The organism is Belliella calami, assembly GCF_022549695.1.
In the GTDB taxonomy this organism is placed as follows: Bacteria; Bacteroidota; Bacteroidia; order Cytophagales; family Cyclobacteriaceae; genus Belliella; species Belliella calami.
In genome coordinates this window covers 108,118-123,763 of record NZ_JAKZGS010000007.1, presented here as the reverse complement: position 1 = coordinate 123,763, position 15,646 = coordinate 108,118, and the positions used below count along the sequence as shown (strand labels likewise).

At 38.4% G+C, this 15,646-nt stretch carries 8 protein-coding genes and 1 riboswitch; of the genes, 6 read left to right on the top strand and 2 right to left on the bottom strand.

Annotated elements, in window-relative coordinates; translation table 11 throughout:
• Positions 1–146: 146 nt before the first annotated feature.
• Complete coding sequence (locus tag MM236_RS10440) at positions 147–3,098, bottom strand: S9 family peptidase (RefSeq protein ID WP_241274924.1); 2,952 nt, start codon at positions 3,096–3,098, stop codon at positions 147–149.
• A gap of 18 nt (positions 3,099–3,116) precedes the next feature.
• Positions 3,117–5,276: a S9 family peptidase gene (locus tag MM236_RS10435; RefSeq protein ID WP_241274923.1), complete on the bottom strand. Its 2,160-nt coding sequence runs from the start codon at positions 5,274–5,276 to the stop codon at positions 3,117–3,119.
• 422 nt (positions 5,277–5,698) lie between these two features.
• Between MM236_RS10435 and MM236_RS10430 the strand changes: the two genes are divergently transcribed.
• The 6 genes from MM236_RS10430 (at position 5,699) to MM236_RS10405 (ending at position 15,473) form a co-directional block, all read left to right on the top strand.
• Entirely contained in the window at positions 5,699–8,083 is a 2,385-nt protein-coding gene (locus MM236_RS10430; RefSeq protein ID WP_241274922.1) for a PAS domain-containing hybrid sensor histidine kinase/response regulator, read from the top strand.
• A gap of 61 nt (positions 8,084–8,144) precedes the next feature.
• Complete coding sequence (locus tag MM236_RS10425; RefSeq protein WP_241274921.1) at positions 8,145–9,449, top strand: hypothetical protein; 1,305 nt, start codon at positions 8,145–8,147, stop codon at positions 9,447–9,449.
• Between the two features lie 101 nt (positions 9,450–9,550).
• Positions 9,551–9,652: riboswitch (SAM riboswitch) on the top strand.
• 67 nt (positions 9,653–9,719) lie between these two features.
• A complete protein-coding gene (locus MM236_RS10420; protein WP_241274920.1) occupies positions 9,720–10,763 on the top strand; it encodes a homocysteine S-methyltransferase family protein in 1,044 nt (347 codons plus the stop codon).
• Positions 10,756–13,452: a methionine synthase gene (gene metH / locus MM236_RS10415; RefSeq protein WP_241274919.1), complete on the top strand. Its 2,697-nt coding sequence runs from the start codon at positions 10,756–10,758 to the stop codon at positions 13,450–13,452. The genes MM236_RS10420 and metH overlap by 8 nt, the downstream gene beginning before the upstream one ends.
• Before the next feature lie 2 nt (positions 13,453–13,454).
• The gene (gene metF / locus MM236_RS10410; protein WP_241274918.1) at positions 13,455–14,408 is read left to right on the top strand and encodes a methylenetetrahydrofolate reductase [NAD(P)H]; all 954 of its coding nucleotides are present in this window, start codon (positions 13,455–13,457) and stop codon (positions 14,406–14,408) included.
• A gap of 216 nt (positions 14,409–14,624) precedes the next feature.
• Entirely contained in the window at positions 14,625–15,473 is an 849-nt protein-coding gene (locus MM236_RS10405) for a hydroxymethylglutaryl-CoA lyase-like TIM-barrel protein (protein ID WP_241274917.1), read from the top strand.
• The last annotated feature ends 173 nt before the right edge of the window (positions 15,474–15,646 follow it).

Genomic DNA, 15,646 nt, shown 5'->3' with positions numbered 1-15,646 from the left:
AACACCTTTAAGATTAAATCTAAAAGCATGTCAAATATCAAAAATTATTTAATCATAAAAAATACCTACTTGTAGGTATTTTTTGGTAAATTTTATTCAAATAATCAATAAAAATACATGAATAATTATATAAATTAAAATTGTTTTTAGTTTATACCAAAAACTCTAGATTCCAAATGCTCTTCAAGTTTTAATTTTTCTACACCATTTTTTATCCAATCGGAAGCATCTTCTCCTTTCAAATGGTGGTCAAAGAATTCCATCATTCGAACGCTGTAATCTTTTCTGTTTTCAAGCTTTGAAAGTCCATGGTTTTCTCCTTTGTACTGCACCATAATCACTGGTTTTTTCAACCTTCTTAGTGCATTGTAATACTCTATTCCCTGGGTGAAATCCACAGCGCCATCTTTGTCATTATGAAGCAAAAGGAGCGGAGTGTTGACATTTTTTACATGGTATACCGGTGAGTTTCTTTGATAAGATTCCCAGTTTTCCCAAGGAGCACCTTTGAATCTGCCTTGAGAAGCTTCGAAGATCGACATGTTGCCTCCTCCCGAATTCCAATAAATCAAATCATACATTGAAATCATGTTGGTCAATGGAGCACCTGCTGCTGCAGCTTTGAACATATCAGTCTGAGTGATCAAGAATGAAGTCTGATATCCACCCCAAGAATGTCCATGAAGCCCCATTCTTTTTTCGTCAATTACCCCTGTTTTGATAGCTTCTTTGACTCCAGGAAGTACACACCATACAGCAGACATCCCGGGATCATCCATCGTGTAGACGATATCTGGAATAAAGACAGCGTAACCATTGCTTGTGTAAATATTTGGATTCCAGCCAGTTCCACTAAATCCAGGCGCTGCGTAATTGTGAAGTGTTTGGGAGAGCTTCTCGTAATAGTAAATGATAGTAGGGTATTTGGTCCCTTCCTGATAGTTCGCCGGAAGAAATAAAGCACCTTGTAAAGTATCACCTTTGTCGGAAACATAGTCAATCAACCTCGCACCGCTAGACCAAAGGAACTTGTGAGCATCTGGTGTGTTTTCAGTCAATTTGGTTTGGGAGCTGATTTGAGCATCTGTGAGATAGAATTCAGTTGGAAGATTGAATTTTTCTTTGGTAAAGAAATAAACATCAGCTGATTTAGCCTTTGAAAATCTGTTGATATTTGCATCTTCCCAAAGCAAAATTTTTGTACCAGCTTGCAATCCTGCTCTACTTGGTTCGATTTTTACAATGCCACTTTTTTTAGTGTTCTCCCCATAGGATCTAAAATATTGAGCTTTTTTCCAATCATAACCCTTTTCTTCTTCATTCAGCACAAATCTGTTTTGATAGCGGATTTTTTCTTGACGCCCATTTTGAGTGAGGTTTGTGGCTTTTTCTCGAATGCTCAATGGTACTTGCCAAATGTCCCAACCATCCCTTAATAGCACATATTTGCTATCTTCGCTCCAGCCGAGAGAACCGTGGAGTGGTTTGGTCACATTGTGATCATCTTCTACATTTACAAATGAAACTGGTAATGACTCTGTAATATTTGTTTTGGTGCCAGCCACAATATCATAAATAAAATAATGACCATCGAAACCATAAATCAACTTGGTTCCGTCTGGAGAAGCTCTTGGGAAAGAGGAATAGGAAGGCATATAAAAGTTTTCAAAAAGCAAGCTTTTCTCACCGTTTGATAGGTCTACTATATAAATATCCTGGAAGTTTTGACCATTCAGGTTTACATCCAATTCATATTTTCGCTGATCAGTTCCTAGTGCAAATTTTTCCTTCGGTAACAAAGAAAGTTCTTTCATACTGCTATCCTGAAGGGTAGTATGTTTGGACGATTTGAGATCATACATCGCCCAGAAGCTATAGTTTTTATCCTGATTTTCTAGTATTTGCTGTCTTGATTGGAGCCTTGTATCCTGCCAGTGCCAAATAGTCATGTCAGGTTTTTTCAAGCCTTCAGTTGAGGATTTGGCATTTTCTGATTTTGAACTATCGGCTTTTGCAATTGCTTTTTGGAGATCAGCAATCGATTTGATCGTAGAGTCAGCTAGAATTTTTGAAAGTTTGGCTGTTTCCACTTGTTTCAGAGAATCCTCATCAGTTTTTTCATCCTCTTTTTTCTCTTCTTTTTTAGCCAATACTAATGGGTGAATTCCATAGAATAATTTATTTTGATCTTCTGACCATTGAGCTCTTCTGTTTGGACTGATGGTGTAGTCTTTTGGAAAGTTCACAGAGTCCTTGGCAGGATCATACACTGTAAGTTGCGGATTACTTAAGTTTTTGACACCAATAAGTTTGCCATGATCCTGTTTATACTTTTTGTCTTTTACCAATTTCAAAAGTGCAAACGCATCACCTTTTTCAGTCCAGTTGATAGATTTGAAAGAAGCGGCATCACTGTCCAAAACCTGTGTTTTTCCATTGTTGATGTCCATCAGATAGATACCGTTGCCAGACTGATTGGCAGCATCCACGATGTATGCCATATGTGTCCCCGGTTTGTTGAATGAAAATTCAAGGACATTTCCCAAGTTTTGTTTCTTGCCAGAAGCTAATTGAACCAAAAGTAGGTCAGATCCTTTTGCATCTCCATTGGAACCTTCTTTGGATAGGTTGATTGCGAGATGGGAAGACAACTCTCGATTGAAAGAAAAGCTAGCTACTTTTTCAAAAGTCGTTTTTTTGTCTTCTTTCAAATCCAGAAGTATCACTTTTTCTGGAAGTGGTTTTCCACCTTTTTCATTTGCTTTTTTCTCTTTTTCTTTGGGATATTCTTTGAAAGCAATCCAGCGGCTATCTTCCGAAAACTCAATGTTTGCCGAATTGGTAGAGCCGATTGGATAGGATTTCTTACTTTCGGGATCATTGGTTTTTTGGATTATCAGCTCTCCATCTCCTTCTACAGGCAGCATCGCATAGGCCATCCATTTACCATCAGGTGACATTTTCACACTATTGCTAGAGATGGATTTCCATGCAGGGATGTCTTTCCAGCCCATTGGTTTTGGATCCTTGGTCTCTTGAGCATTGCTGCTGAAAACCAACAGGTATGCAAAGAGAAAATAGATTAGTTTTTGTTTCATTTTTATTTGTTTATTCCCTTAGGGATGTGATACATATCTCTCGAAAAACTCCATGATTCGACCCATTCTGTCGATTCTCCTATGAATAGCTCCTGATCTAGACATTTCATGTCCTTCCTCAGGATATCTCACATATTCGACTGGCCTTCCTAGTATTTTCAGACTTTTGTACAACAGCTCTGATTGCCTGACACCAGTCCTATAATCGACATCCCCGTGTTTGATAAGGAGGGGTGTTTTGATGTTTTGAACATAAGTTTGAGGACTATTGTAATCCATGATTTCTTTGACACCATCTTCCCATGGGTATCCAAAATGATTCGGAACCAAGCGCCAAGCATTTCCTTCACCAAGGAAAAAAGTCAATTCATAAACACCGCGTTGTGAAAATGCGGCTTTGAATCTGTGGTCATGACTTACTATCCAAGCTGTAAGATAACCCGCATAAGAACCTCCAGTGAGGAAATATTGATCTTTGTCAATCCATTCATATTTTGAAGTAGCTTCATCAAGTGCTCCCAAAACATCAGAAGATGGGCCATCTCCCCAATCTTGAAAATTCCCTTTTTGAAAAGCCTTACCATAGCCACCACTACCTCTTGGATTGGCATATACGACACCGTAGCCCATGGCGGTCATCACTTGAAATTCATGCCACATAGAACCCTCTCCAGGTCCCCACATCGCAGAGGGACCTCCGTGCATTTGCAGAACGGTTGGGTATTTTACCCCTGCAGTTTTATTGACAGGTTCCATCACCCAATAATCTACCTCAAATCCATCCTCTGTTTTTAGTAGATGTGCTTTTGGTTTGGAGATTTTCTTTCCTTCTAGCCAAGCATTATTGAATTGACTTATTTGTTTGGGGTTTTTATTTGATAGATCTGCTACATAAAATTCAGATGGATTTTCTATTTGAATTAGTGAATAGACCATTTTTTGGCCCACTACATCAAGATTTCCTACTCCTACTGGCCCCGTGATTATTGGATCTATTTTGCCATTGTTTACATTGACTTTCCATAGAGAAGTGCCGCCGTTATTTCCTCCAGTGAAATAGATAGATTGGCTATCTTCCAGCCATTCCCCACTAGAGATACTTCTATCGAGAGACTCTGTAAGCCATTTGAATCCCGTGCCGTCAGCTTTCATGAGACCAAGCATTCCCATGTTGTAACTAGGTTCATCGATGTTTTGGCCATTGAATAGAATCAATTTACCATTTGGAGAAAAGCTTGGATTACCAACTCTGTGTCCTTCAAGCTTGAAAAATACTTCAGTAGCTTTGGTGGTCAAGTCTATTTTCCAGATTTCGGTATGACTTGTCACATCCGGATGCTCTTCATTTTTCAAAGAAGACGCTAGTAAATATTTGCCGTCAGGAGACCATGTGGCGCCAAAATAACTTTGGAATCCCTGTGTCAATATTTCAGATTTTCCACTTTCAATATCCAACACCCCAAGATGTGAGAAATACAAGTCTGGGCTCAGGTCCTTTTCCCCAAGGAAATTTAGTCTGTCTATAACTCTTGGGTCGTTTTTTGCTGCATTTTTTGCAAGCCATGCACGAAGCTCTTCTATATTTCCATCGGGATTTGCTTTGATTTCCTCCATCCCGATTCCAGCATTTATCGCTTTATAATTTGGCTCATCACCATATTCTCTACCAGGCCTTTGATGCTCCCAAGTAGGTCTTCCATCTATAGCCCAAATTGGGTAAGTGGTACTGAAAAGAATTTTTTTTCCATCAGGAGACCATTGAGGATTGCTAGCGCCGTATTTTTCTTCGGTAAATACTTGGCTTTCCCCTCCAGTCAGAGATAAAATCCAGATTTGTGCTTTTCCATCTTTAGGTCTTGTAAAGGCTATCTTTGATCCATCCGGAGAGAGGGCAATAGAGGATACATTGTATTCTGAGGATGTTAATGGATGGCTTTCGGAATTGTCTGAAATGTCAGCGATCCAAGCTTGACTCTTGTAACTATACTGCTCTTTGCCTTTATCTTCCACAAAGTTTTTTACAAAGACTACCTTTTTGCCATCAGGAGTGATTTGATGTGATGAAGTCGTAATGATTTTTGTGAGATCCGTCAACTGGATCAACTCACTGTTTTGGGCAATGGAATAATTCCAAAACAAGAGTGATATGAGAATAAGATATTTAGATTTTTGTAACATTGAATTGAATTTAGTTGCAATAGTGAAATGATATTAATTGTATTATGGATATACGGAACTTTGCCACTATCTAAAGACAAGCTTGATTTAGCTTAGATCCGATATAAATTGATATTAGATTCTCTTAGATATTGAACATAAACAAGCAATCGACCATGGAATTAAAGCTATTGGCAAAGAAGCGTATAATCATAAATTTTATTTTGATGAACCGCAATGATATCAAAATGTGGATTTTCGCATCAAATCATGCGGATAATCGCCGAAAGTTGACTGTCGATCGGGGACAGCAATTGAATTCAAGGTATCTACCAAATTCAAGGTGGATATTGGTATGAAAGTGGATAAACATAAATTGTATCGAATAATGAACATGTGCAGATTATTTGTCGTAATTTGAATCCTCGAACCGTTGACTTGAAATGAACCTAAACCCCGAAATTGATCTTTTTTGTTTTTTTGATAAAATACAAGAACCTTTTATACTAATCAATCAAGAGAACTCCATCCGTTATAATAGTTTTTGTAGATATTATTTCGACAAATGTCCAGATGATTGGAGGCAGTTTTTTGAGGATGATGAAATTCAAAAAGTAATTAACGACTTTTTTGATAAAGTAGAATTACCGAAAATAGAAATTATCCTCAATACCGAAAATAATTTTGGAAAACAGGTTGCAATTGAGTGGGAAATCCAACGGGTTACGTTCCACAAGAATGAAAATTGTCTTTTGGGTAAAGGTAAAATTATTTCGACTGAAGATTCAGGATCTCTTCCCAAGGATAATTTTGAAAAAGAGGGAAATGTACTGAGCGAATTGGGGGATTCTTACGCAACTACTTTTAGTGATCATTTACTAAAGAAAAAGCTCCTTACAAATGAGAATTTGTTGTCTCTGACTGAAATTCTCACCCATGTCAATGATAGGATCTTGGCAACAAATATACCTTTGACGAATGTTTTCCTAATAGATAAAGACTTAAGGTATGTAGCAGCTGAGGGAGACAATTTCGCAGATTGGGGGATGAATTCTAAGGATTTTATTGGAAAAACCTTAGAAGAGATACATAAATACAATCTTCATGAAATAAAACCTGCTGTCCTAAACGCAATCAATAATAGAGCTTTCGTTCACAAAATTCTTGTTTTCAGAAAAAAGGTGTATGAACTGACCGTAAGGCCAATTGCCTACAATGGTGGGGTAGATTATGCCCTTGGTATCCTCCGGGATATCAATGAAGAGTACGAAGCAAAAGAAAATCTCAAAGCCAGTGAAGAAAAATATAGGACTTTGGTAGAAGAATCAACCGAAATCATTTTTTCACTTACCACCGATTTGGTTCTGACATATATCTCTCCAAATGTAAAGCAGTTTCTAGGTTACGATTATCAGGAGGTTACCCGCTCCAAGTTGATAGATTATCTACATCCTGATGACCTGCTTGTTTTTGTAGAAATCATGAAGGAATCTTCTTCAAATATCTTGGAAAATCATCAGTATTTGGAGTACAGGCTTAAACATAAAAATGGAGAATATCGCGTATTCAGTTCCAACGGGCGCCTACTCCGAGATGAACTGGGCAATGTAAGGAATTATATAGGTGTAGCTAGAGATATCACAAAACAGAAAGAGGATCAAAGAGAACTTTTCTTTGCAAAAGAAAAAGCAGAACAGGCCTCCATGATCAAGTCGCAGTTTTTGTCGATTATGAGTCATGAAATCAGAACACCAATGAATGCTGTGATAGGTATGGCCCATTTGCTAATGGAAGAAAACCCAAGGCTAGATCAACTGGAAAATTTGAAAACCTTACAATTTTCTGCAGAGAATTTGTTGGGTTTGATCAATGATATCCTTGATTTCAGCAAAATTGAATCTGGCAAAATTGATTTGGATAATGTAGCCTTTGACATCAATGTAGTATTCAATAGGATAATTCATTCCTATACTTACCAAGCTAGGGAAAAAAAATTGGAAGTAAGTTTTGATATTGATAGCTCAATTCCAAAAGTGCTGATGGGAGATCCCGTAAGACTGTCTCAAGTAGCCAATAACTTAGTCTCCAATGCCATCAAATTTACCGAGAAAGGATTTGTGAAAATCCAATTGAAAAAAGTATTTGAAAATAAAAAGAATGTAAAAATCAGGTTTGAATTCAAGGATAGCGGAATAGGAATTGCAGAAGAGAAGTTAGAGTCCATCTTTGATGCATTTACGCAGGCAAGTACCGAAACGACGAGGAAGTATGGAGGAACAGGATTAGGCTTAGCAATTGTCAAAAAATTGGTGGAGCTTTTTGGTGGAGAGATTGTGGTCTCCAGTGTCCCAAAAGGAGGGTCTGAATTTAGTTTTGAATTAGAATTCAATAAGCTTAAAGTGGAATATTTTGAAAATAAAATTGACCTTGTCAAAATAGAAAAAAACTTGTCACATGCTTCAATTTTGGTAGCTGAGGATAACTTTGTCAATCAGATAATGATCAAGAAATTTCTGAATAAATGGGGCGTAAAAGAAATAGTAATGACAAATGATGGTTATGAAGCGATTGAAGCCATTGATAATCAAGATTTTGATTTGATACTTTTGGATTTGCAAATGCCTGAAAAAGATGGATTTGAAGTAGGTGAGTATATTAGAAGCCATTCGGATGAAAAAATTAGATCTATGCCAATCATCGCCTTGACCGCTTCATCGTTGATTGAGGTAAAAGACCAACTTGATGCCATTGGCGTCAATGATTATATATCAAAACCATTCAATCCTGATAATCTATATGCGAAAATTATTAAATACATAAATTTATAAAATGTCCAACAATATTTCAATTTGAGGTATTTCCATTAATTTTGGTGCATAAATAATAAAAATGAGAACAGCCTTATCAATATTTCTACTCTTAATTTCTACTATAACTTTTTCCCAATCTCACAAGGAAAATAGATCCACCATGTATGTCACTTATGGCACTACTGGTGCCAACATTCGCTTGTTTAATGAAATGTTGGAAAACAAAGGCTTATCTCCATTGAGGAAAGGATATACAAATTTGGGTCTAGGGTATCAAACTAGGTACAATGATTTTATTTTGGGATTGGAATTGTATCAAAATTCGGGTTTGACTTCCAATTTCAATAATTATGAAATTGATTATCGTACAAGCAGGATATTGTTGAATGTCGGGTATGCACTTACTGAAGAAGGTCGGTTTCAATTTATTCATTATATGTCCATTGGTTCAGGCTTTTTGAATTTGCAAATGCTCAAAGAAGGCCCCGAACAGAACATCGATGAATTTCTTCAAAATCCACAGCAAGGGTTTATCTTACGGGATGGAAATATCCATAAAGGGAGTAGGTTTTTTTCTGGCTTATTGACAGAAATAGGCTTCCAGACAAGCTACGACTTACCAATTCCAGGTAGGGAAGAAGTATTGGAATTGATGGCGAAGTTTGGTTATTCCTTCAGCCCATTCGAAAACTCTTGGGACCTCAATGGAGTCCAGTTTGGTAGTGCCCAGAGTGGAGCATTTATTCGAGCTGGGGTTGGTATTTCTTTGCCTGATCATAACTTTTTTTACAAAGACGCTTCTTTGGGAATTCACCTTTTGACAGGTTTTCAATTCACAAGTCCAAATGAGTTTAATGAGATTTTGGAAGACAATGGGTACAAACCTTTTGATGGACGTCCCAATAACTGGGGTTTGAAGATATTAGGTGAAAGTAAAGGCTGGCTATATGGAGTAGATGTTTATAACCTTGCATTAAAAGGTTCGGCAAAAGAGAACCTTTCCCATACATTGAACAGTGTAAGGATATATGCCAATAGTGGAGTTAAGTTTTTTGAAAGGAAAAACTTGGAGTTAGGGGGGATGGCAGGACTTGGGTTTGCAAATATAAGATACACATTGACCGATAATACGAAACCGGACTTTCCATTGCTTTTTGAAGAACCTGATTTTGATGGATATTTGAGGAATTCAGGTCTGATGGCCAAGCCAGAAATTTACATGGCGTATGCGATTCCATTCACCTCAGAAAATGCTTTCAATTTGGTTTTGGGTATTCATGGTGGCTATGAAGCCCCGCTCAGCAGATACAGATTGCTAGATAGATCTATGTATAAATACATGGCAAACCCTTATTTACATTTCTCTATCGGAATAAGACCATAGGCAAGTCATATATTTGAGCTGTTTTTTATTGATTTGAATTTTTAATCAAACATTTTTTGAAAAAAGTCATTAATTTAAATTATACAACTTACCTTTGAGATTGCTTATCGAGAAAGACCGAGGGAAGGGCCCTACGACGTCTTAGCAACCTGATTTGACAAGGTGCTAACTCCCATTCCGAATTTGTCGGAAAAAGATGAGCGGTAGAATAAATTTGCTTTTTTCTCCCGGTTCTTGCTCGCATAAGTTTTTATATTGATTTAAAGCGACATGAATAGAACTGCATTACTGCTAGCACAAGCCAAAAAGAAGATATTGATCCTAGATGGAGCCATGGGAACCATGATCCAAAGATATAAGCTTTCTGAGGAGGATTTCAGAACGCCAGCGCTTAAAGATCATTCCAAACCACTCAAGGGAAACAATGATTTACTCTCTTTAAGTAGGCCTGATATCATCAAAGCTATCCATTCCGCTTATTTTGAAGTAGGAGCAGATATCATTGAGACCAATACCTTTAGTGGAACCACTATTGCCCAAGCTGATTATGGTTTGGAGCATTTGGCTTATGAAATCAACTTCCAATCAGCTTTGATTGCGAAAGAAGTAGCCCAAGAATTTACAGAAAAAACACCAAATAAGCCTCGGTTTGTAGCTGGAGCAATCGGGCCGACCAATAGAACAGCTTCTATTTCTCCTGATGTCAATGACCCAGGTTATAGAGCAGTCACTTTTGACCAATTGGCCGAAGCTTACAAAGAACAAATCCATGGTCTTTTGGATGGAGGAGCTGATATTTTGCTGGTAGAGACTATTTTTGATACACTAAATGCAAAGGCTGCACTTTACGCCATTCAAGAAACCTTCGAAGAAAGAGGGTTGCCTCTAAAGCCAGAGGATGGAGGAATTCCAGTGATGATTTCGGGCACGATCACCGATGCCTCAGGAAGGACACTTTCTGGACAAACTACAGAAGCTTTTCTGATTTCAATATCACATGTACCATTATTCAGTGTAGGATTGAATTGTGCTTTGGGTGCAAAAGAGCTGCGACCATATTTGAAAGTACTTTCTGAAAACGCACCATTTTATGTCAGCGCTTACCCAAACGCCGGTCTTCCAAATGAATTTGGACAGTATGATCAAGATGCACTTGAGATGGCTGATCAAGTAGAAGATTTTCTCAAAAACGGAATGATAAATATACTAGGGGGATGTTGTGGGACCACTCCAGACCATATTGCAGCTTTGGCTGCTTTATCTCAGAAATATGGTCCCAGAAAAATTGAATTAGTAACAGAATCAGATGAGTAATATAAAAAATAGAGACCTGATGAAGCTTTCGGGGTTGGAACCTTTGGTATTTACTCCGGAAATCAATTTTGTCAATATTGGTGAAAGAACCAATGTGACTGGTTCTAAGAAATTTGCCAGACTGATTCTCAATGGACAATTTGACGAAGCCCTGGAAGTGGCTTTGGATCAAGTGAGAGGTGGGGCACAAGTATTGGACGTCTGTATGGATGAGGGAATGCTTGACGGGGTTGCCGCCATGCAGAGATTTCTTCATTTGATAGCTTCTGAACCTGAAATCAGCAGAATCCCGATTATGATTGATAGTTCCCGTTGGGAAATCATCGTGGCTGGATTGAAGTGTATCCAAGGAAAAGGAATTGTCAATTCCATCAGTTTGAAAAATGGCGAAGCGGAATTTGTAAACCAAGCCAAAACGATCAAAAAATTTGGGGCTGCGGTAGTAGTAATGGCTTTTGATGAAGACGGACAGGCTGATACTTATCAAAGGAGAATTGATATCTGCAAGAGAAGTTACGACATCTTGGTGGATGTGGTCAAATTCAACCATCAAGACATCATTTTTGATCCCAACATTTTCCCTGTAGCTACGGGAATGGATGAGCATAGAAAAAATGCCATTGACTTCTTCCATGCTACACAATGGATCAAACAAAACCTCCCTGGGGCAAAAGTAAGTGGAGGTGTGAGCAATGTTAGTTTCTCATTTAGAGGCAATAATCCTGTAAGGGAAGCCATGCATGCTTCTTTTTTGTATCATGCCATTCGTCATGGGATGGATATGGGAATAGTCAATCCCACCATGCTGGAAATCTACGATGATATTCCCAAGGATCTTTTGGAAAAGGTGGAAGATGTTCTTTTCGATAGAAATGAAGAAGCTACAGAGACCCTTTTGGAATTTGCAGAAACTGTAAAAGCATCTGACAAAAAAGAGGTCGCTACCGAAGCATGGAGAGAAAGTCCAGTCGAAAAACGAATAGAACACGCTTTGGTAAAAGGGATAATTGATCATATTCTTGACGATACAGAAGAAGCTAGAATCCTGCTGAAAAATCCCCTAAAAGTAATTGAAGGGCCGCTTATGGATGGGATGAATGTTGTAGGAGACCTATTCGGTGAGGGGAAAATGTTTTTGCCCCAAGTGGTGAAATCTGCAAGAGTGATGAAAAAGGCCGTAGCCTATTTGGAACCTTTCATGCCCAAAGTAGGCGACCTGGATTACAATGAAGAGCAAAGCAGTATCAAAAAGATCCTTTTGGCGACAGTGAAAGGCGATGTGCATGATATTGGAAAAAATATAGTTGGTGTAGTGCTGGCTTGCAACAGCTATCAGATTATTGATTTGGGTGTCATGGTGGATGCCCAAAAGATTATCGATGAAGCAATCAAAAACAAAGTAGATATCATTGGATTGAGTGGATTGATCACCCCTTCATTGGATGAGATGGTCTATGTAGCATCCGAGATGGAAAGGCAAGGCCTAAATATTCCTTTGCTGATAGGTGGGGCGACAACTTCTAGAATCCATACAGCAGTAAAAGTAGATCCAGTATATAGTGGTACGGTCATCCATGTAACGGATGCATCCAAGTCAGTGCCGATAGCAGGGGAGTCAATTTCTGAAGAAACCAAAGATGCTTATCACAAGCAAATTAAAGAGACTTACAGACAATTGAGAGTCGAGCATGAAGCAAAGCAGCAGGTGAAACAAATGGCTACTTATGCCGAGGCTAAAGCGAACCCTACATTTATCGACTGGGAACATTATGAGCCGATTGTTCCAAAGAAATTGGGAACAACTGTGTTTGAAGATCTGGATTTATCGATATTGAGATCTTATATTGATTGGACTCCATTCTTTAGTACTTGGATGCTTTCGGGGAAATACCCCAAGATCCTCAATGATGAAGTGGTAGGAAAAGAAGCACAAAAGCTCTTTGATGAGGCCAATGAAATGCTTGATAGGATTATTGAAGAAAAATGGGTCAAAGCCAAGGCTGTTATCGGCCTGTATCCAGTTCAGAGGGTTGAAGATGATTTGGTGTTGCCTGAGAATGGCATGAGTTTTCACTTTTTGCGTCAGCAAGGGAAAAAAGGAAAGGGAGTTCCCAACAGATCACTGGCAGATTATATCCACCCAGATCAAATAGATTATTTGGGAGGATTTGCCGTGACTGCTGGCTGGGGAATCGAACAGAAACTGGATGAATTCAAAGAGTCAGGCGATGATTACAATGACATCATGCTCAAAGCTTTGGCAGATAGACTTGCGGAAGCTGGGGCAGAATACCTCCATGTTTTGGTAAGAAAGGAGCTTTGGGGCTATGCCGAAAACGAAAGTCTTGGAAATGACTCATTGATAAAAGAAGAGTATCAAGGGATTAGACCAGCTCCAGGATATCCAGCTTGCCCAGAGCATTCCGAAAAGAGAACCTTATTCGATCTTTTGGAAGTAGAAAAAAACATAGGGATTATATTGACCGATAGCTATGCCATGTACCCTACCTCCTCAGTAAGTGGATTCTATTTTGGTCATCCAGAGAGCAAATATTTTGGTTTGGGGAAAATAGGAGAGGATCAAGTCAAAGATTATGCAAGAAGAAAAGGAGTGAGTATGGAGCAGGCAGAAAGATGGCTTTCACCTAATCTCGCTTATTCACCTTCATTAAATGTTCAAAAGTCATAAAAATGAAAATTACAGAATTTATTTCACAAGCAGATAAGACGCTATTTTCTTTTGAGATTTTACCTCCTTTGAAAGGTCAAAGTCTGAAAGATTTATGTGAAGGGATAGAGCCATTGATGGAATTCAATCCGCCTTTTGTAGATGTTACTTATCATCGCGAAGAGTTTATATACAAAAAACATCCTAATGGATTACTGGAAAAAGTAAGTACAAAAAAAAGACCTGGTACCGTAGGAATTTGTGCTGCGATTATGAATAGATTTCACGTAGATGCGGTTCCTCATTTGCTATGTGGAGGCTTTTCAAAAGAAGAAACAGAGAATGCGCTGATTGATCTCAATTTTATCGGTGTGCAAAATGTCTTGGCACTTAGAGGAGATGCTCCCAAGAGTGAAAATAAATTTATTCCAGAGCCAGACGGACATTCATATACCAAGGATTTGGTCTCTCAAATAGTGGGGATGAATCATGGAAAATACCTTCATGAAGAAACAGAAACAGGTTTTCAGACAGATTTTTGTGTAGGTGTAGCTGGGTATCCTGAGAAACATTTTGAGGCTCCAAGTTTAAAATTTGACCTCAAGCATCTCAAAGCAAAAGTGGACGCAGGAGCAGAGTATATTGTTACTCAGATGTTTTTTGATAATCAGAAGTATTTTGAATTTGTAAAGAAAGTAAGGGAAGCTGGGATCACCATTCCAATAATCCCTGGACTGAAGCCTATCACCACTTTAGGCCAGATCACCATGTTGCCAAGAACTTTCTTTCTTGATTTTCCAGATGCATTGATGGATGATTTGGAAAAATGCAAAACCAATGCGGAAGTCAAGCAGGTCGGTATCGAATGGGCAATCCTTCAAAGCAAAGAACTAGTAGCAGCAGGCACCCCATGTCTTCATTACTATACCATGAGTAAGGCAGACGCTACCTATAAAATAGCCAAAGAGATATTTTAACAAAACCTTCGTCTCCCTTCAACCTTTGAGGTCTTTTTCCAGACCTCGAAGGTTTTCTATTTCACATTAAAGCAAAGTGCTAAGAAAAAGCCTTTATCCTAAAACCTTCGAGGTTTTTTGAAACCTCAAAGGTTTTGCGTCCCACTCAACCTCGAAGGTTTTCTATTTTTTCACAAAAAACTTGTACCTCCAAATTCACAAGTCTATCTTCATGGTATGATAAAATTGATCGAATGCCCGAGGGATGCCATGCAAGGTTTTCCTGACTTCATCGATACAGCCATCAAAGCAGCTTATATCAATCAATTGCTGCAGGTGGGATTCGATACCATTGATTTTGGCAGTTTCGTAAGCCCAAAGGCAATACCTCAAATGAGGGATACTGCGGATGTTTTGGATTTACTAGATCTCTTTGATAGTAAGTCAAAGCTTTTAGCGATCATAGCAAACACCCGTGGTGCAGAGGATGCTTTGGTATTCGAACAGATTGATTATCTAGGCTTTCCTCTTTCTATTTCTGAGACTTTTCAGCAACGGAATACAAATAAATCTATCCAAGAAGCACTTCATTCAGTCGAAGAAATCCAAAATTTGGCAGAAGTGAAAGGCAAAACACTTGTAACCTATCTGAGTATGGGTTTCGGAAATCCATATGGAGATGCTTATTCACCTGAATTAGTAGCAGAGTTTGTAGAAAAACTTGATGGAATGGGTATCAAAATCATTTCTTTTGCTGATACTGTAGGCTCTGCCAATCCAGAATTAATTCAAAAGCTTTTTGAAGTAAATATCCAGGCTTTTCCCCATATAGAATTTGGTGCACATCTTCATAGCAAACCGGAAGATGTAGAACAAAAAGTAAAAGCGGCACTTAAGGCTGGTTGTGTAAGGTTTGATGCTGCTTTGAAAGGCTTTGGAGGTTGTCCTATGGCTAAAGATGATTTGGTTGGAAATATTGCTACCGAATCGTTAATTAAAGTCCTTGAAAAATGCGGGCAGTCTTTTGAAATCAATAAGCTTGAATTCAATGAGGCTATGAAAATTGCCAATGTAGTCTTTGCTTGATGTCAGCAAAATTCAAAAAAGATAGAAAACGAATGCCACGGATCAAGCGGATTTGCACAATTGGGATTAGTAATAATCAGTGATAATCTGCCAAATCAGCGTTTTCTGTGTTCCATCATAAAGGTGACAGAACACAGATGGTTCGGATTTTCGCAGATGGGAATAGTCATGAG

Bases quoted from the DNA above. Each gene is read 5' to 3' on its own strand.
- metH (WP_241274919.1), top strand. From the start codon at position 10,756: ATGAGTAATATAAAAAATAGAGACCTGATGAAGCTTTCGGGGTTGGAA.
- metF (WP_241274918.1), top strand. From the start codon at position 13,455: ATGAAAATTACAGAATTTATTTCACAAGCAGATAAGACGCTATTTTCT.
- MM236_RS10435 (WP_241274923.1), bottom strand. From the start codon at position 5,276: ATGTTACAAAAATCTAAATATCTTATTCTCATATCACTCTTGTTTTGG.
- MM236_RS10420 (WP_241274920.1), top strand. From the start codon at position 9,720: ATGAATAGAACTGCATTACTGCTAGCACAAGCCAAAAAGAAGATATTG.
- MM236_RS10425 (WP_241274921.1), top strand. From the start codon at position 8,145: ATGAGAACAGCCTTATCAATATTTCTACTCTTAATTTCTACTATAACT.
- MM236_RS10440 (WP_241274924.1), bottom strand. From the start codon at position 3,098: ATGAAACAAAAACTAATCTATTTTCTCTTTGCATACCTGTTGGTTTTC.
- MM236_RS10430 (WP_241274922.1), top strand. From the start codon at position 5,699: ATGAACCTAAACCCCGAAATTGATCTTTTTTGTTTTTTTGATAAAATA.
- MM236_RS10405 (WP_241274917.1), top strand. From the start codon at position 14,625: ATGATAAAATTGATCGAATGCCCGAGGGATGCCATGCAAGGTTTTCCT.